The following is a 15,548-nucleotide window of genomic DNA, read 5'->3' on the forward strand; positions in this document are numbered from 1 at the left end:
AAGTGAAAGGGAATGGTTGTCGGCCCGGTCAGGCTGTTGCACTTGGCGCCAATTCCGTCGGAAAACCTTACACCTGCCGCTGTCGGTAACTTTTCGCCAACCATCGTGTCCCGCACAAATCCTTGGCCTGCGCAAACTGGCACGGGGCGTGCAATGTTATTTGCGTACCCAGTAGGTCTTCGAACGAGGCGGGATCGATCCCCAGATCCCCAAAGTCTCTCGGTCCCGCCTCCCCGAAGACACTCTCCCCAAACTCACCGCATTCCGGCCCACGGCACCCTGGTGGAATCGACCGTGATCAGTCCGGCATAAGGGTAGCATAGCGACAGCGCCTGGTGCGGATCGCCCGCCAGCCATTGCTGCCAGCTATGCGGCGGCAGGATCACCGGCATGCGGTCGTGCAGGCAGGCGATGGTCTCGTTCGCGGACGTCATCACCATGGTATAGGCCTCGCCCCATTCGGCGGTCGGGCGCCAGAGCCCGGCAATGGCCATGACCGGCGCATCGGGCAGGGAGAACCAGCAGCGCGTCTTGGAGCCCTTCTCGCCCTCGGCCTCGGCAAAGGCGCTGACCGGGATGAGGCAGCGGCGGCTGCGGAAACTGGCCGACCAGAAGGGGCCGGACAGCTTGTCGGTGCGGGCATTGTTGACCGGTTTGGGTTTGAGGGGCTGGCCCTTCGCCCCGGTCAGGGCGAGCGGGAAGCCCCAGACCATCGGGCGCACGCTGTCCTCGGTCACCACCAGCCCGGCATAGCCGGGATAGACCTCTTCCGGCACGTTGCCTGGAAGGACGCGCATGTCCTGCGCGATCGCGACGAAGAATTGCGCAACTTCGTCAGCAGAATTTGTCAGGCGGTAGAGGTTGCACATTTTGCCCCTCCGTCAGGGCTTTGCCCTGCCACCTTCCCATTTGCGCCAAACGAAAACGGGGAGGAACCTGGTTCAGCCCGCTTTGGCTACCTGCTTCTCGTCCAGCAGGGTCTGCAGTTCGCCAGCTTCGTACATCTCCATCATGATGTCGCTGCCGCCCACGAATTCGCCCTTCACATAGAGCTGCGGGATGGTCGGCCAGTCGGAAAAGGCCTTGATACCCTGGCGCACTTCCATGTCCTGCAGCACGTCCACGCTGTCGAAAGCGACGTTGCAATGGTCGAGGATGGCGACCGCCTTGTTGGAAAAGCCGCACTGCGGGAACAGCGGCGTGCCCTTCATGAACAGCACCACGTCGGCGCCGTTGACGATGCTGGAGATACGTTCGTTGGTCTTGTCGTTGACGTCGGCCATGTGATCCACCCGGTAAATTGAATACTGCTGTACCGTCAGTTGGGAACGGCGGTGCTCAGTTGCAAGGCGTGGAGCGCGCCGCCCATGCGGCCGCCCAGCGCATCATAGACCATCTTGTGCTGCGCCACGCGCGGCTTGCCGGCAAATGCGGCAGAAGTGACCTTGGCCTTGTAGTGGTCGCCATCATCGACCAGTGCCACGATTTCGACCTCGGCATCGGGCAGGGCGGCGCGGATCAGGGCCTCGATGTCGGCAGCGGCCATCGCCACCTTATCAGGACTCGCTCATCAGCTGGCGGCGGGCTTCGACGCCCTTTTCCTCCAGCGTGGCGCGGACCGTGGCTTCGTCCACATCGACCCCGGCAGCGGTGAGGTCGCCCAGCACCTTGCGGATCACGTCCTCGTCACCCGCTTCCTCGAAATCGGCCTGGATCACGGCCTTGCGATAGGCGTCGGTCTCTTCCGGGGTGAGGTTCATCTTTTCGGCTGCCCAGCCGCCCAGCAGGCGGTTGCGGCGCGCGGCCACGCGGAAGGCGGTGTCCTCGTCCATGGCGAACTTGGCTTCTTCGCCGCGCTTGCGGTCATTGAAATCGGTCATGGGGTTCCTCGTCGATCGGGAGTGATAGCAATAGGCTGTGGCCGCTCAGGCGGCAAGTCCCGTCCCCTTGGCGATCCAAGGCTGGCTTTCGCGCTGGCGCGCTTCATATGCCGAGATGGCGGCATCGCTTTTCAGCGTGAGGCCGACCTCGTCCAGCCCTTCGGTCAGGCAGTGCTTGCGGAACGGGTCGATGGCGAAGGTCCAGCGGTCTTGGAACGGCGTGGTCACGGTCTGCGCTTCAAGGTCGATGGTGATCGGATCGGTCTCGGCCACTTCCATCAGCCGGTCGATCGCCTCCTGCGGCAGGGCCACGGTGACGATGCCGTTCTTGAAGGCGTTACCAGCGAAGATGTCGGAAAAGCTGGGTGCGATCACCGCCTTTACGCCCATGTCGAGCAGCGCCCAGGCGGCATGTTCGCGGCTGGAACCGCAGCCGAAGTTGTCGCCCGCGATGATGATCGGCGCGCCCTTGTGGGCCGGATCGTCGAACACGTTGGCCGGATCCTTCCGCAGCGCTTCGAACGCCCCGCGGCCAAGGCCGTTGCGGGTCACGGTCTTGAGGTAATGTGCCGGGATGATGATGTCGGTATCGACGTTCTTCATCCCGAACGGATAGGCGCGGCCCTCGACCGTGGTGACAGGTTCCATCAATCGGTCTCCGGGTTCTCGCCCGAGGGGATCGGCGGGAGCTGCTTGGGCACGGCCTTCTTGCGGCGCTTGCTGGCATAGAGCAGCGCGGCAGCAACAGCGGCAGAGCCGATGGCCGCCCCGGCGGCGATGAGCTTTTTCTGGTCGTCAGTCATGTGTCCTCCATTATCCCTGCCGCAGCGCTAGGCAAGTGTTCAGCGGACAAAATCGCCGACATGCCGCCATAGTTCCTCTTTGCGGGCCAGCGGCATGGCCGCATGGGCCGGGCTGGAACTGGGCAGGTCGATCAGGGTGAGAGGGCTTGTCGCCAGCAGCCTGCGCCCGACCTTTGCGGCTTTTGCTCCGTTGAAGGCGACCGCGCGCAAAGCGGGGAGGGTGGCCGCAAGGTCCGCCAGCGGGTTGTGCGCCTCGTTACGGATCGCCGCATCGAGGCTGCCGCGCCGCTCGGCACTGGCGATTGTATCCCACAGGCCGACATGATGCGCGAGCAGCGTGGTGAGGCGCTCGTTATAGGGCAGGGCTGTCAGATCGCAGCCGATGGCCTGGCCCACCAGATGCCAGAACCGGTTGCGCGGATGGGCGTAATAGCGCTGCTCTGCCAGTGACACCTCGCCTGGCAGGCTGCCGAGGATCAGCAGGCGGGTGCGGACATCGACCACCGGGGCGAAGGAGGACTTGCGCCCCTCGCCTGCCGGATCGGGCATCACCCCGTCAGTTCCCGCACATCGGTGAGCCTGCCCGTGACCGCCGCCGCCGCCGCCATCGCGGGGCTGACGAGGTGGGTGCGGGCGCCGGGGCCTTGCCGTCCGACGAAGTTGCGGTTGGAGGTGGAGGCCGAGCGTTCGCCCGGCGGCACCTTGTCGGGGTTCATCCCTAGGCAGGCCGAGCAACCCGGCTCGCGCCATTCGAGGCCGGCTTCGGTGAATACCTTGTCCAGCCCCTCGGCTTCGGCCTGAAGCTTGACGAGGCCCGAGCCTGGCACCACGATGCCCCACTTGATGTTGGGATGGACGTGGCGGCCTTTCAGCACTTCTGCCGCGGCGCGCAGGTCTTCGATGCGGCTGTTGGTGCAGGAGCCGATGAAGATGTTCTGCACTTCCACCTCGGCCATCGGCTGGCCGGGTTCGAGGCCCATGTAGTCGAGGCTGGCGCGGGCGGCGCGCTGCTTGGACGGGTCGGCAAAGCTGGCGGGATCGGGGACCACGCCGCCGATGGCCACGGTGTCTTCCGGACTGGTGCCCCAGGTTACCGTGGGCTGCACGTCCGAGGCCTGGATAACCACGCTCTTGTCGAACACCGCGCCTTCGTCGGTATGCAGCGTTTTCCAATAGGCTACCGCCGCGTCCCAGTCCGCACCTTGCGGGGCGAGCGGGCGGCCCTTGAGATAGGCGAAGGTGGTTTCATCAGGCGCGATCAGGCCGGCCCGCGCGCCGCCCTCGATGCTCATGTTGCAGACCGTCAGACGGCCTTCGATGCTCATCTTTTCAAACACCGGCCCGCGGTATTCGATCACGTGGCCGGTGCCGCCCGCCGTGCCGATCACGCCGATGATGTGGAGGATCAGGTCCTTCGACGAAATGCCGGGTCCAAGTTCGCCCTCGACGCGGATCTCCATCGTTTTCGACTGGCGCAGCTGCAGCGTCTGGGTGGCCAGCACGTGCTCCACCTCGCTGGTGCCGATGCCGAAGGCCAGCGCTCCCACGCCGCCGTGGCAGGCGGTATGGCTGTCACCGCAGACGATGGTGGTGCCGGGCAGCGAAAAGCCCTGCTCCGGGCCGACCACGTGGACGATGCCCTGTTGCGCGGCGGTGGCCCCAAAATAGCGCACGCCGAATTCGGGCGCATTGCGTTCCAGCGCTTCAAGCTGCTGGCGGCTTTCCACGTCGGCAATCGGCACCCGCGCGCCGCTCGCATCGACCCGCGCCGTGGTGGGCAGGTTGTGATCGGGCACGGCCAGCGTGAGTTCCGGGCGGCGGACCTTGCGGCCATTGAGGCGCAGCGCCTCGAACGCCTGGGGGCTGGTGACTTCGTGGACCAGGTGCCGGTCGATGAACAGCAGACAGGTGCCATCGGGCCGCTGTTCGATGACATGCGTGTCCCAGATCTTCTCGTACAAGGTGCGCGGTTTGGATGCCATGATGCGGCACTTACGCCCCGGGCGGCGCATTGCAAGCGGGCGCGCGCATAGGAATTCTTTTTGCGCCGCAAATGGTGGTCAAATGCCTTGGTTTTGTCACGGTTCTGCGATAACTGACATTCATGTCAACTAACACCCATGCGATTCCCATCACGATCACGCCCGACGATATCGATTTCATGGGCCATGTGAACAACGCGCGCTACCTCGGCTGGGTGCAGGACGTAGTGCTGGCCCACTGGCACCGTTTTGCCCCGGCAGAGACGGCGGCGGCGCACCTGTGGGTGGCGCTGAAGCACGAGATCACCTATCGCCGCCCGGCTTTCCTGTCGGATGACGTGGTGGCCCGCACCATGCTGGAAAAGGTCGCCGGTGCGCGCTCGTTCTACAACACCGTGATCGAGCGCGGCGGCGAGGTGCTGGCCGAGGTGCAATCCGTGTGGTGCTGCATCGACAGCGAGACCCATCGCCCGGCCCGCATCTGCCGCGACCTGGCCGAGACCCATTTCGGCATTCCCAAGAAGGCCGCCGCTACGGCTGATTGACCACCCAAAGGTCTACTTTGCGTCTGCCGCTGCTCCGGCCTATATGGGCACTATGAGTGACACCCTGATTGCCGTGCTGATCGTTGTTGCCAGCGTGCTGGCGATGGAGTGGGTCGCGTGGTCGAGCCACAAGTACATCATGCATGGGTGGGGCTGGGGCTGGCACCGCGACCATCACGAGCCGCATGACAAGGTGCTGGAAAAGAACGACCTTTACGGGGTTGTCGGGGCGATCATGAGCATTTCGATGTTTGCGCTGGGCAGCCCGCTGGTGATGGGGGCCAGTGCCTGGTGGCCCGCCACCTTCATCGGTATCGGCATCCTGATCTATGGCATCATCTACACGCTGATCCACGATGGGCTGGTCCACCAGCGGTACTTCAAATGGGTGCCCAAGCGCGGCTATGCCAAGCGGCTGGTCCAGGCGCACAAGCTCCACCATGCGACCATCGGCAAGGAAGGCGGGGTCAGCTTCGGTTTCGTCTTTGCCCGCGATCCGGCGGCGCTGAAGGCCGAACTGAAGCGCCAGCGCGAGGCGGGTATCGCCGTGGTGCGGGATAGTGCAGGGGCCTGAGAGCCCGGCAAAGGTGACACAAGTGACATGCTGTCACTTTTGTTTTCGCGCTTAACTACCTGATATACAGTAATTTACCTGATAGGGGGCAAAGTGACACGCCCCCGGGAGAAAGTCGCGCGCCAGCTGGATTTACTTGTCAAAAGAGCCACTCGTCACGTGGGGCGGGTCCTGCCCTGTAGGAAAGCGTCAAGTGGGCCGGGTGCAGATCCAGGTGCCGCAGGTGAGCGCCACCGCGATTGTCACCCACGCCCAGGGAAAGCCCAGCGTCGCCGCAGTCACCGCTACACTGATCGCCAGCGCCAGCACCGCCGCCCGCTTGGCCTTGCGCGAGATGGCGCCACGTTGCCGCCATTCCAGCAGCGGCGGACCCCACCTGGGATGGGCCAGCAGCCGCGCCTCCCACGCCGGATTGCCCCGTGCAAAGCAGAAGGCGGCCAGCAGCAGGAACGGCACGGTCGGCAGCAGCGGCAGGAAAGCGCCGACCGCGCCAAGCCCGGTGAAGACCAGCCCCGCGCTCGTCCAGACCGGACGCATGGCGCTCAGCCTGCCGCGATGCGCGCGGCGTGGGCCTGGACCAGCGCGATCATGTTGGGCACGCCCTGGGTGCGGTTGCTCGACAGCTGGTTCTTCAGATCGAACGGTGCGAGTTCATGGCCCACGTCCATGGCCGCCACGTCTGCCGCCGGCCTGTCCTGAACGGCAGAGATAACCAGCGCCACGATGCCCTTGGTAATGGCGGCATTGCTGTCGGCCAGGAAGTGCAGCTTGTCGGCATCGCCTGTGGGATAGACCCAGACCTGCGCCGAACAGCCGCGCACCAGCGTGGCATCGGTTTTCAGCGGCTGGGGCATGTCTTCCAGCTCGCGACCAAGCTCGATCAGCAGGCGATAGCGTTCGTCGCCTTCGAGGAATTCATACTCTTCGAGAATGTCGGGGAGGGTGCGCATGGGCCGCATGTATGCGCACCGGGCTGGCAAATCCACCCCGTCCGCAAGTCCGAAACCTAAAGATCCACCCCGTTGGCGATGGCTTCCAGCTTGCGGATGCGTTCCTTGAGGTCGGCGATCTCCATCCGCTGGTATCCTTCTCGCGATCCGCCCTCGGCTTCAGCGGGAGCGTGAGAAATGCCCGCGCGGCGGTCGAGTTCGCGTTCCTTCAGCGCCAGCCAGCCCTGCCAGCCTTTCAGCATGGCGGTGGCGAGGATCACCAGGCCCAGCAGAGAAGCGCTGGCCAACAGCAGTTGTTCGCTCATCATTCCCTCTCTTTTCCTATTCGTCCCGCAACTGTTCGATTTCGGAAGACAGGCGCTTGGCGGCGCGGTCCTCGGTGGCAATGCGTTCGAGCACTTTCAGGCGCTCCTTCAGGTCGTGCACTTCTTCCTCCAGCTCAAGCTCGCGGGGCGAGGGGCCTTCGGGCGGCATCGTGTCCTGCCGGTTGATGTCGCGCTGGCGGCGATTTGATATCAGCATAACCAGCATCATCACGGCAAACATGGCAAAGATGGCAAGCGGCCAGTTCAACGCACTTTCTCCTTCACGTCGATTGGCTCCTTCAGGTCGATCGGCACGCCGCTGTCTGCCACGTGCTGCTCATACCGAAGCGCCTCGATCTCGCGCGCCAGGTCGGCGCTGACGTTCGAGCCGCTGTCGGTGGCGATGCATTCCAGCACGCGCAGGCGCTGTTCCATGTTGTCCAGCCGGGCGGCGGCTTCTGCTACGAGTCCACCGGTGCCGCCAGCGTGTTCGAGTTCCAGCTTGCGCTCCTTGAATGCCATCTGGCGTTTGGCGACCTCCTTGATCGTGCCCATCATGATCGCGAAGACGACCACGATGAAGCAGAAGACGAAGACAATGGTCATATCCATGGCTCAGTTCACTCCGTCTTTGTCACGAAGGGCTTCGATCTGGTGGGTCAGGCCAAAGCCGCTGTCGGTCACGATCCGCTCCACCGTGGCGAGACGTTCCTTCATGCTCGACAGTTCGGCGCGCAGGGCGGTGTTTTCCTGGGTGATCAGCTTGACCCGTTCCATGGATTCGCTGGTCATGGATGGCTTCAGGGACTGGCCCCACATGCCTTCCAGCGGATAGCCGTTCTTGATCTTGAGCCGGGTGGTGTGGACCGAGGCGGCAATGCCCGCCGCGCCGAGGCCGATACCACCGGCTACCATCCAGCCGATGTAGGGGAGCAGGTCGGCAAATTCCATCACACACGCTCCTTCTCGAAGGCCAGCGGGACACCCGCCGGGCTGGCGGGTTCATCGCGCAGCGCATCGATCTGTGCGGCCAGCGAAGGGCCGCTGTCGGTGGCGATGCGTTCCAGCACGCGGACACGGTCCTCCAGTTCCTTGACCCGGCCTGCCAGTTCGGCGTTCGGGCTTTCGTTGTCGCTCGAGCCCAGGTGCGCACGCATCTCGGCCATCTTGCGCTGGTGGGTGGTCCAGATCGCCACGATCGGGATGGCCAGGGCGAAGATCGGGATCAGCAGAGGTGATATTTCGAACATGGTATTCCCCCCCCCCCGGAACAGGTTGTTCAGCGCAGCCGTTCGATCTCGTCGGACAGGCGCGGGTTGCTGGAGACGTAGTACTGCTCGACCTCGGCCAGGCGGCGGTCGATGGCGCGGAACTGGCTGCGGATCTCGCGCGCCGTGCGCTTGGGCGACTGGCGCACGCGCTGCCAGTACTGCTGCTCCTTGTCGTCGCGGTAGAGGTGCGGCGGCTTCTTGCTCAACAGAATCCACATCAGGAGATAGGCCGGCACGGTGATCCACGACAGGACGGGCAGGGTGAGCAGGAAGCCGAACCGGACCCAGAACGGGTTGATCCCGGTATAGTCCGCAACCCCGGCGCAGACGCCGCCCAGCTTGCCGGTCTCCTTGTCGCGATAGAGCGTGGTGTGGGTCGTATTCACTGGTCCTCGTTCCTCTTGTGCGGGCGCCTCGGCCCTTGGTCATCGCCAAATATTTCCCGGTAGTTCTCGCGGTACAGGTGCACCGGCTTCCTCGGCAGGGCCAAGGCCAGCGCGATGTAGCCCAGGATCGCGATCGGCGCGGCGGGGGTCAGGATCAGGATGATCACGGCCAGTCTTGGCCACATGCTGTTGATCCCGGCGTAATCCGCAATTCCCGCACAGACCCCGAACAATTTTCCGTTGAACTTGTCGAGGTAGAGGCGGTCGCGCTCATCACTCACCTGCGGGCTCCCTTCTTCACCGCGAGCATCTGTTCCAGTTCGGCCAGCTGGTCGTTGTCTTCCTGCAGGTCGGCCAGCACGCGGGCGGGCTTGAACTCCGCATGGTCGCTGGCGACCAGCCGTTCGACCGTGTCCATCCGTTCATCCAGCCGCTTGGCGAGTTGGTAGAGCTCCTCCAGCAGCGTCTCGTCGTCCACGGTGATGGTCGCGGCAGTTTTCCACTTGGTGACATAGTGCAGGATCACCCAGGGAACCCCGATGAAACCTGCCAGGACAAAGAATTCATCCACCGCTCAATCCTCCTTCTTCGCTGCATCGGGGGCAGGGGTGCCCATGCCGAGAGCGCGCTTCATTTCTTCCAGTTCCTCGTCCACCTTGTCGGTCCCCTCGAGCGCGGCGAATTCATCCGCCAGCGTGCGCGGCCCGCCGGACATGCCCAGCGCATCGGCGCGGCCTTCGGCGTAATCGACACGGCGTTCGAGCTGGTCGAACCGGGTCAGAGCCTCGTCCACCCGCTCGTTGGTCATCAGGCTGCGCAGCTTGAAGCGGTTTTCCGCGCTTTCGAGGCGGGCGGCGATCTGGCTCTGCCGGCTGCGGGCTTCGCGCAGGCGGTTCTGCAGCTTGTTGATGTCCACTTCATAGGCCCGCAGTGCATCGTCGAGCACGGTCACTTCGGCCTTCAGCTGTTCGGCCATGTCGGCCGCCTTGCGCCGCTCGACCAGCGCGGCGCGGGCCAGGTCCTCGCGGTTCTTCGACAGGGCGAGCTGCGCCTTGTCGGCCCAGTCGGCCTGCAGCTTGTCGAGCTTGACCGAATGGCGGTGCATTTCCTTCTGGTCGGCAATGGTGCGGGCAGCGCTGGCGCGCACTTCCACCAGCGTTTCCTCCATCTCCAGGATGATCATGCGGATCATCTTGGAAGGATCGTCGGCCTGGTCCAGCAGCTCGTTGAAATTGGCGGCGATGATATCACGGGTACGGGAAAAAATGCCCATCAAGGCGGCTCCTGCAGAAGTGGGGTAGGCGGCGGACAGCGAATTGCGGGTGGGGGTGGGGCTGGTGCGCAGACGCTCGATCTCGCGATCAAGGCGCGAATTGTCGCTGATCGGGGTCAGCTGGTTGCGCGTTTCGTCGCTCATGCCAGCTCCACCATCGGCACCGCGATCACCGGCGCGCCCGAATAGCTGGTCGGCTGGTAGCGCGGGTGGGCTTCGGCCTGGGCGATCGCGAACAGGTTGAACGCGACCATCGCGGCCACGCTCACCAGCGCGGACAGGCCGAGCTTGCTGGCGAAGAAACGGTGGTCGATCATCTTTTTCATCTCCTGAACGGTGTATGGCAGATGATTTGCAAGCGCCGTGCCAAATGCATTTACGCTTGGGCCAGGTCCTACGATATGGGAAGGATTGCCAAGCCTTGGGAATTTTCGCTATAACTTGGCTATGGAGCGGGGAAATCAGTTTGTCGGCCAGTCGGGCGCCTTTCTCGATGCGGTGGAACGCGCCAGCCGCGCCGCTCCATTGCGCCGCCCGGTGCTGGTGATCGGCGAGCGCGGGACCGGCAAGGAACTGATCGCCGAACGCCTCCACCGCCTGTCGAACAGGTGGGAAGAACCGCTGGTCACGATGAACTGCGCGGCCCTGCCCGAAACGCTGATCGAGGCCGAGCTGTTCGGGCATGAGGCGGGCGCCTTCACCGGCGCCACCCGCGCCCGCGAAGGGCGGTTCGAGGAGGCCGACAAGGGCACGCTGTTTCTCGACGAACTCGCCACGCTCTCCATGGGCGCACAGGAACGCCTGCTGCGCGCGGTGGAATATGGCGAGGTGACACGCATCGGCTCGTCCCGCCCGATCCGGGTGGACGTGCGGATCGTGGCGGCCACCAACGAGGACCTGCCGCGCATGGCGGCGGAAGGGCGCTTCCGCCTCGACCTGCTCGACCGGCTGTGCTTCGAAGTCATCACCCTCCCGCCCCTGCGGGTGCGCGAGGGGGATATTCCGGTGCTGGCCGACTACTTCGGGCGGCGCATGGCGGCGGAACTGGGTTGGGAAGAATGGCCGGGCTTTGCCGCCCACGTGGCCGAGGCGATGGAACAGCACCCCTGGCCCGGCAACGTGCGCGAACTGCGCAACGTGGTGGAGCGGGCAATCTACCGGTGGGATGACTGGTCCGAACCTGTCGGCCATGTCCAGTTCGATCCGTTCGACAGCCCGTGGAAACCCGCAGGATCGCCACGGGCAGCAGCGACCGAAGGCACCAGCGCTCCCCACCAGCCATCCCCCGCGCCCGATCATTCGCAAGTGACCGACCTGCGCGCGGCGGTGGACCTGCATGAAAAGACCATCGTCGAACACGCGCTGGGTCGCCACCGGTGGAACCAGCGCCAGACGGCTGCCGCGCTCGGCCTGTCCTATGACCAGTTGCGTCATTGCCTGAAGAAGCACAGCATCACCGGCAGCCCGCCGGAATAGGCCGGCCAATGGTTACTTTCGCCCAAACACAGGGTTAACGGCCCCGAAACTCCCCCCTGCTACGTAGTTCCCCTTATTCGGGGATCCATGGGTTCTGGGGAGACTGCCATGTTCGCTTTTGCTCGTTACGTCGTCCGTCACAAGGTGGGCGCTACTGCTGTCGTCGCCCTTGGCGTGTTTTTCATGACGCCCGGCCAGGGTGAAGAAGTGGCGAAGTCGAACAACCCCTGGGCGGTCGATGCTGCGCCCGCCGCAGCTTCTGCAGCAGGCGAACCCGGCATGATCGACGGCATGATCGACAGCACCGTGGCCTTTCTCGACGAAAACGGCATGAACCTGCTGAGCGCCGGTGATGAAACGACCGGACGGCTGGAAGACACGGCCAGCGCCATGGGTGCCGCCAACAGCAGCAACTGATCGGGCCATCCGGCCCGAAAGGAACATCGCATGGATCTGGTGAAGGGACTTGTCGGTCTGGCGGCTACCGTTGGCATCGCGGCAGTGGTCGCCTACGGGTTATCCGCGCCGCGCAACGTAAACAACTTCATGGACCAGGAGCAGTCCTCGCTGGACGGCAAGTCGATCAACCAGACCATTGCTGAAACCTAGGCCGAAGTCCGTCAGGAGCAGTGCGAACAATCCACGCGCATGGCCGAGGAAGCCTGGGACCGCGCAATGGACCAGGGCAGGGTCGATCGCGACGCCGCCACTCTCGACGAACTGGATGCGGCAGTCGTCCGTTTCTGCAGCGGCTGAACCTAGCTGCGGCAATTCGCCGCACGGACAGCGAAGCTCTGTTGCTTTTCGTGGCGTGAGGTTCTAAAGGACCCCCCATACCGACATTGTCTTGGCAGAGTCTGGTGCTGGCGCCTTCGGGGGCCGGCTCCGAACCGCTTTGCACGATGCCGCACCAGATGGAGACCGAGTGGCCGATATTGCCCGCCTGACACAGTTGATCGAAACCGAAGCCACCGCGCTCGGGTTTGAACTCGTGCGCGTGCGGTTGTCCGGCCAGGGCGAGGAGCGCACCCTGCAGGTCATGGCGGAAGATCCCGCCACCGGGCAATTGGTGATGGGCCAGTGCGCGCAGTTGAGCCGCGCCATTTCTGCCAGCATCGATGCGGTGGAAGAAGCCGAGGGCGAACTGGTCGAGGGTGCCTACATGCTCGAAGTCGGCAGTCCCGGCATCGACCGCCCGCTGACCCGCCCCAAGGACTATGCCCAGTGGATCGGCCACGATGCCAAGATCGCCATGGTCGATGGCTATACCGAATTCCGCCGCCTGTCCGGCCCGCTGCTCGCCTTCGAGGACGGGCAGGTTTCGATCGAGGATCGCAAGGCTGGCCCGGTCACCGTGCCGCTCAGCGCAATCAATTATGCCCAGCTTGTCCTGACCGACAAGCTGATCGCCGCTACCCAGCCGCTCGACATGTCGGGCGCGGACGAGTTTGACGAAACACCCGCAGAAGAGGTCCAAGACTGATGGCCACCCCGATTTCCGCCAACAAGGCAGAGCTGCTCGCAATCGCCACCGCGGTCGCTTCGGAAAAGATGATCGACAAGGCGATCGTCATCGAAGCGATGGAAGAGGCGATCCAGAAGGCGGCCCGAGCGCGCTATGGCGCCGAGAACGACATCCGCGCCAAGCTCGATCCGCTGACCGGCGACCTGCGCCTGTGGCGCGTGGTCGAAGTGGTCGAAGAGGTTGAGGACTATTTCAAGCAGGTTGACGTCAAGCAGGCCGAAAAGCTGCAGCCCGGCGCCGTGCTGGGTGACTATATCGTCGATCCGCTGCCCCCGGTGGACCTCGGCCGTATCGACGCGCAGAGCGCCAAGCAGGTGATCTTCCAGAAGGTCCGCGATGCCGAGCGCGAGCGCCAGTTCGAGGAATTCAAGGACCGCGCCGGCGAAGTCATCACCGGCGTGATCAAGTCGGTCGAATTCGGCCACGTGATCGTCAACCTGGGTCGCGCCGAAGGCGTGATCCGGCGTGACCAGCAGATCCCGCGCGAAGCTGCGCGTACCGGCGAGCGTGTCCGCGCGCTGATCATGAAGGTGGAACGCAACAACCGCGGCCCGCAGATCTTCCTGTCCCGCGCCCATCCCGATTTCATGAAGAAGCTGTTCGCGCAGGAAGTGCCCGAAATCTACGACAACATCATCGAGATCAAGGCCGCCGCCCGTGACCCTGGCAGCCGCGCCAAGATCGGCGTGATCAGCCGCGATTCCAGCATCGATCCGGTCGGCGCCTGCGTCGGCATGAAGGGCAGCCGCGTGCAGGCGGTCGTGCAGGAACTGCAGGGCGAGAAGATCGACATCATCCCGTGGAGCGAGGACACCGCGACTTTCGTGGTCAACGCGCTCCAGCCCGCCACCGTTTCGCGCGTGGTGCTGGACGAGGACGAAGGCCGCATCGAGGTGGTCGTTCCCGATGACCAGCTGTCGCTCGCCATCGGTCGCCGCGGCCAGAACGTGCGCCTCGCCAGCCAGCTGACCGGGCACCAGATCGACATCATGACCGAGGAAGAAGCTTCGGAGAAGCGCTCCAAGGAATTCGCCGAGCGGTCCAAGATGTTCGAGGAAGAACTCGACGTCGACGAGACGCTGTCGCAGCTGCTGGTGGCCGAAGGCTTCGCCGAGCTGGAAGAGGTCGCCTATGTCGATCTGGCCGAACTGGCCGGGATCGAAGGCTTTGACGAAGAGCTGGCCGAGGAACTCCAGACCCGCGCACGCGAAGCGATCGAGCGCAAGGAAGAGTCCTATCGCGCCACCCGCCGCGAACTGGGCGTCGAAGACGACTTGGCCGAACTGCCGCACCTGACCGAAGAAATGCTGGTCGTGCTGGGCAAGGCCGGGATCAAGACGCTGGATGACCTGGCCGATCTCGCCACCGACGAACTGATCGCCAAGAAGCGCGAAGCGCCGCGCCGCCGCAATCCCGAAGGCCCGCAGCTGCGTCGTCCGCAGCGGCCCGAGGACAAGGGCGGCGTGCTCGGCCTGTTCGGCTTGAGCGAAGAGCAGGGCAACGAAATCATCATGGCCGCCCGCGCGCACTGGTTCGAGGACGAGGAAGAGGCCGCTCCGTCTGCCGCAGCCGAAGCCGAGCCCGCATCAGAGGAGGCCGCAAATGCGGAATCCTCGCAATGAGCCGCTAGGTTCCCCTGCCCGGGGCAAGCGTGCCGCGAGCGCGCGTGACGGGAGTGGCGACACTCCCGAGCGTCGCTGCGTGCTCACCGGCCGCACGTCCGCCCGCGACGACCTGATCCGGCTGGCGATTTCGCCCGAAGGCCAGGTCCTGCCCGATGCCCTGGCGCGTGCACCGGGGCGGGGGGCATGGATCGGGGTGGACAAGGCGGCGCTGGCCGAAGCCCTTGGCAACGGCAAGCTGAAGGGCGCATTGGCGCGGGCCTTCAAGGGGGCGCAGCTTGTAATCTCGCCCGACCTTCCCGATCTTGTCGAGGCGGCCGTGCGCCGTGCCTTCCTTGACCGGCTGGGGCTGGAATTCCGTTCAGGCAAGCTGCTGCTGGGTTCCGACAAGATCGCCAACGAGGCGCGGATGGGCAAGGTGTCGGCCCTGTTCCATGCCGCCGATGCCAGCCAGGATGGCGCGCGCAAGCTCGACCAGGCGTGGCGCGTCGGCACCGATCGGGAAGGCAGCGGCGCGACAGGAGAACGGCTGCCACTGGACCGCGAGGCCCTGTCTGTGGCATTGGGCCGCGACAATGTCGTCCACCTGGCGCTGGTCGACCACGCTTCGGCACAGCGGGTAATGGTCCCGCTGCGGCGTTTGCAGACCTTTTTGGGGGCCGCTGGGCCCGAAGCAGATGGATCCGGTGTCACCCCGGCCGACGAGGCCGCCGGTGCTGCCGACACGATTGAATTTGAAGGACTAGATAAGAGCGTATGAGCGATAACGATGAAACTCCGCAGCGCGAACGCAAGCCTCTGGGGCTGAAGCTTTCGGCTGGCTCGGGCGAGGTCAAGCAGACCTTCAGCCACGGCCGCACCAACAAGGTGGTGGTCGAGGTGAAGCGTCGCCGCCTGGTCGGCAAGCCCGGAACTGGCGCAGGCGCTGCGCCCGAGGTTGCCCCTGCGCCTGCACC

Annotated in this window: 29 protein-coding genes; 9 read left to right on the forward strand and 20 right to left on the reverse strand. The window is 64.6% G+C overall.

The genetic code is table 11. The annotated features are described in order from the left end of the window. Nucleotides 1–254: 254 nt before the first annotated feature. The 8 genes from M3P36_RS14225 to leuC all read right to left on the reverse strand — a co-directional run bounded on the left by M3P36_RS14225 (nucleotide 255) and on the right by leuC (nucleotide 4,665). Nucleotides 255–869, reverse strand: coding sequence for an SOS response-associated peptidase (locus M3P36_RS14225; RefSeq protein ID WP_249704365.1), 615 nt, complete (start codon nucleotides 867–869; stop codon nucleotides 255–257). A gap of 72 nt (nucleotides 870–941) precedes the next feature. After that, complete coding sequence (gene grxD, locus M3P36_RS14230) at nucleotides 942–1,283, reverse strand: Grx4 family monothiol glutaredoxin (RefSeq protein ID WP_249704366.1); 342 nt, start codon at nucleotides 1,281–1,283, stop codon at nucleotides 942–944. Between the two features lie 35 nt (nucleotides 1,284–1,318). Continuing rightward, nucleotides 1,319–1,552 (reverse strand): BolA/IbaG family iron-sulfur metabolism protein, encoded by a 234-nt coding sequence (locus tag M3P36_RS14235; protein ID WP_249704367.1) that lies wholly within the window; start codon nucleotides 1,550–1,552, stop codon nucleotides 1,319–1,321. Nucleotides 1,553–1,556: 4 nt separating this feature from the next. Beyond that, complete coding sequence (locus M3P36_RS14240; RefSeq protein ID WP_249704368.1) at nucleotides 1,557–1,880, reverse strand: DUF1476 domain-containing protein; 324 nt, start codon at nucleotides 1,878–1,880, stop codon at nucleotides 1,557–1,559. 45 nt (nucleotides 1,881–1,925) lie between these two features. Continuing rightward, entirely contained in the window at nucleotides 1,926–2,528 is a 603-nt protein-coding gene (gene leuD / locus M3P36_RS14245) for a 3-isopropylmalate dehydratase small subunit (protein ID WP_249704369.1), read from the reverse strand. Continuing rightward, nucleotides 2,528–2,683, reverse strand: a complete 156-nt coding sequence (locus tag M3P36_RS14250; RefSeq protein WP_249704370.1) for a hypothetical protein — start codon at nucleotides 2,681–2,683, stop codon at nucleotides 2,528–2,530. Before M3P36_RS14250 ends, leuD begins: the two co-directional genes overlap by 1 nt. A gap of 39 nt (nucleotides 2,684–2,722) precedes the next feature. Further along, nucleotides 2,723–3,232 (reverse strand): DNA-deoxyinosine glycosylase, encoded by a 510-nt coding sequence (locus M3P36_RS14255; protein ID WP_249704371.1) that lies wholly within the window; start codon nucleotides 3,230–3,232, stop codon nucleotides 2,723–2,725. Beyond that, complete coding sequence (gene leuC / locus M3P36_RS14260) at nucleotides 3,232–4,665, reverse strand: 3-isopropylmalate dehydratase large subunit (RefSeq protein ID WP_249704372.1); 1,434 nt, start codon at nucleotides 4,663–4,665, stop codon at nucleotides 3,232–3,234. Before leuC ends, M3P36_RS14255 begins: the two co-directional genes overlap by 1 nt. A gap of 122 nt (nucleotides 4,666–4,787) precedes the next feature. On the opposite strand from leuC, the gene M3P36_RS14265 reads away from it, so the two are divergent. Both M3P36_RS14265 and M3P36_RS14270 read left to right on the forward strand, forming a co-directional pair. Next, complete coding sequence (locus tag M3P36_RS14265; RefSeq protein WP_249704373.1) at nucleotides 4,788–5,210, forward strand: acyl-CoA thioesterase; 423 nt, start codon at nucleotides 4,788–4,790, stop codon at nucleotides 5,208–5,210. A gap of 43 nt (nucleotides 5,211–5,253) precedes the next feature. After that, nucleotides 5,254–5,784 (forward strand): sterol desaturase family protein, encoded by a 531-nt coding sequence (locus M3P36_RS14270; RefSeq protein WP_502798389.1) that lies wholly within the window; start codon nucleotides 5,254–5,256, stop codon nucleotides 5,782–5,784. A gap of 189 nt (nucleotides 5,785–5,973) precedes the next feature. On the opposite strand, the gene M3P36_RS14275 is transcribed toward M3P36_RS14270, so the two are convergent. Genes M3P36_RS14275 through M3P36_RS14330 form a run of 12 tightly spaced genes read right to left on the reverse strand, consistent with a single transcriptional unit; the run spans nucleotide 5,974 to nucleotide 10,286 of the window. Then, nucleotides 5,974–6,321, reverse strand: a complete 348-nt coding sequence (locus tag M3P36_RS14275) for a YbaN family protein (protein WP_249704375.1) — start codon at nucleotides 6,319–6,321, stop codon at nucleotides 5,974–5,976. A gap of 5 nt (nucleotides 6,322–6,326) precedes the next feature. Beyond that, nucleotides 6,327–6,734 (reverse strand): SufE family protein, encoded by a 408-nt coding sequence (locus tag M3P36_RS14280; RefSeq protein WP_249704376.1) that lies wholly within the window; start codon nucleotides 6,732–6,734, stop codon nucleotides 6,327–6,329. Nucleotides 6,735–6,790: 56 nt separating this feature from the next. Beyond that, entirely contained in the window at nucleotides 6,791–7,039 is a 249-nt protein-coding gene (locus tag M3P36_RS14285) for a hypothetical protein (protein ID WP_249704377.1), read from the reverse strand. 16 nt (nucleotides 7,040–7,055) lie between these two features. Further along, nucleotides 7,056–7,307, reverse strand: coding sequence for a hypothetical protein (locus M3P36_RS14290; protein ID WP_249704378.1), 252 nt, complete (start codon nucleotides 7,305–7,307; stop codon nucleotides 7,056–7,058). Further along, the gene (locus tag M3P36_RS14295) at nucleotides 7,304–7,651 is read right to left on the reverse strand and encodes a hypothetical protein (protein WP_249704379.1); all 348 of its coding nucleotides are present in this window, start codon (nucleotides 7,649–7,651) and stop codon (nucleotides 7,304–7,306) included. Before M3P36_RS14295 ends, M3P36_RS14290 begins: the two co-directional genes overlap by 4 nt. Before the next feature lie 3 nt (nucleotides 7,652–7,654). Further along, nucleotides 7,655–7,990: a hypothetical protein gene (locus M3P36_RS14300; protein ID WP_249704380.1), complete on the reverse strand. Its 336-nt coding sequence runs from the start codon at nucleotides 7,988–7,990 to the stop codon at nucleotides 7,655–7,657. Continuing rightward, nucleotides 7,990–8,289: a hypothetical protein gene (locus tag M3P36_RS14305; protein ID WP_249704381.1), complete on the reverse strand. Its 300-nt coding sequence runs from the start codon at nucleotides 8,287–8,289 to the stop codon at nucleotides 7,990–7,992. The genes M3P36_RS14300 and M3P36_RS14305 overlap by 1 nt, the downstream gene beginning before the upstream one ends. Nucleotides 8,290–8,318: 29 nt before the next feature. Continuing rightward, nucleotides 8,319–8,696 (reverse strand): envelope stress response membrane protein PspC, encoded by a 378-nt coding sequence (gene pspC / locus M3P36_RS14310; RefSeq protein ID WP_249704382.1) that lies wholly within the window; start codon nucleotides 8,694–8,696, stop codon nucleotides 8,319–8,321. Further along, nucleotides 8,693–8,977: a PspC domain-containing protein gene (locus M3P36_RS14315; RefSeq protein ID WP_249704383.1), complete on the reverse strand. Its 285-nt coding sequence runs from the start codon at nucleotides 8,975–8,977 to the stop codon at nucleotides 8,693–8,695. The genes pspC and M3P36_RS14315 overlap by 4 nt, the downstream gene beginning before the upstream one ends. Further along, a complete protein-coding gene (pspB, locus tag M3P36_RS14320) occupies nucleotides 8,974–9,267 on the reverse strand; it encodes an envelope stress response membrane protein PspB (protein ID WP_249704384.1) in 294 nt (97 codons plus the stop codon). The genes M3P36_RS14315 and pspB overlap by 4 nt, the downstream gene beginning before the upstream one ends. 3 nt (nucleotides 9,268–9,270) lie before the next feature. Continuing rightward, nucleotides 9,271–10,113: a phage shock protein PspA gene (gene pspA / locus M3P36_RS14325; RefSeq protein WP_249704385.1), complete on the reverse strand. Its 843-nt coding sequence runs from the start codon at nucleotides 10,111–10,113 to the stop codon at nucleotides 9,271–9,273. Next, on the reverse strand, nucleotides 10,110–10,286 hold the full coding sequence (locus M3P36_RS14330) for a hypothetical protein (protein ID WP_249704386.1): 177 nt from the start codon (nucleotides 10,284–10,286) through the stop codon (nucleotides 10,110–10,112). The genes pspA and M3P36_RS14330 overlap by 4 nt, the downstream gene beginning before the upstream one ends. 130 nt (nucleotides 10,287–10,416) lie before the next feature. On the opposite strand from M3P36_RS14330, the gene pspF reads away from it, so the two are divergent. The 7 genes from pspF to M3P36_RS14365 all read left to right on the forward strand — a co-directional run. Further along, a complete protein-coding gene (gene pspF / locus M3P36_RS14335; protein WP_249704387.1) occupies nucleotides 10,417–11,445 on the forward strand; it encodes a phage shock protein operon transcriptional activator in 1,029 nt (342 codons plus the stop codon). Nucleotides 11,446–11,553: 108 nt separating this feature from the next. Beyond that, complete coding sequence (locus M3P36_RS14340) at nucleotides 11,554–11,862, forward strand: hypothetical protein (protein ID WP_249704388.1); 309 nt, start codon at nucleotides 11,554–11,556, stop codon at nucleotides 11,860–11,862. A 30-nt stretch (nucleotides 11,863–11,892) separates the two neighbouring features. Beyond that, nucleotides 11,893–12,054, forward strand: coding sequence for a hypothetical protein (locus M3P36_RS14345; protein WP_249704389.1), 162 nt, complete (start codon nucleotides 11,893–11,895; stop codon nucleotides 12,052–12,054). Between the two features lie 316 nt (nucleotides 12,055–12,370). Continuing rightward, complete coding sequence (locus tag M3P36_RS14350) at nucleotides 12,371–12,928, forward strand: LSm family protein (RefSeq protein ID WP_249704390.1); 558 nt, start codon at nucleotides 12,371–12,373, stop codon at nucleotides 12,926–12,928. Next, complete coding sequence (nusA, locus tag M3P36_RS14355) at nucleotides 12,928–14,592, forward strand: transcription termination factor NusA (RefSeq protein ID WP_249704391.1); 1,665 nt, start codon at nucleotides 12,928–12,930, stop codon at nucleotides 14,590–14,592. Before M3P36_RS14350 ends, nusA begins: the two co-directional genes overlap by 1 nt. Continuing rightward, nucleotides 14,573–15,352 (forward strand): DUF448 domain-containing protein, encoded by a 780-nt coding sequence (locus M3P36_RS14360; protein WP_249704392.1) that lies wholly within the window; start codon nucleotides 14,573–14,575, stop codon nucleotides 15,350–15,352. The genes nusA and M3P36_RS14360 overlap by 20 nt, the downstream gene beginning before the upstream one ends. Beyond that, nucleotides 15,349–15,548, forward strand: a 200-nt coding sequence (locus M3P36_RS14365; RefSeq protein ID WP_249704393.1) for a translation initiation factor IF-2 associated domain-containing protein, incomplete at its 3' end; no start/stop codon positions are given. The genes M3P36_RS14360 and M3P36_RS14365, both read left to right, overlap by 4 nt.

This window comes from Altererythrobacter sp. KTW20L, from assembly GCF_023501975.1.
Lineage (GTDB): Bacteria > Pseudomonadota > Alphaproteobacteria > Sphingomonadales > Sphingomonadaceae > Alteraurantiacibacter.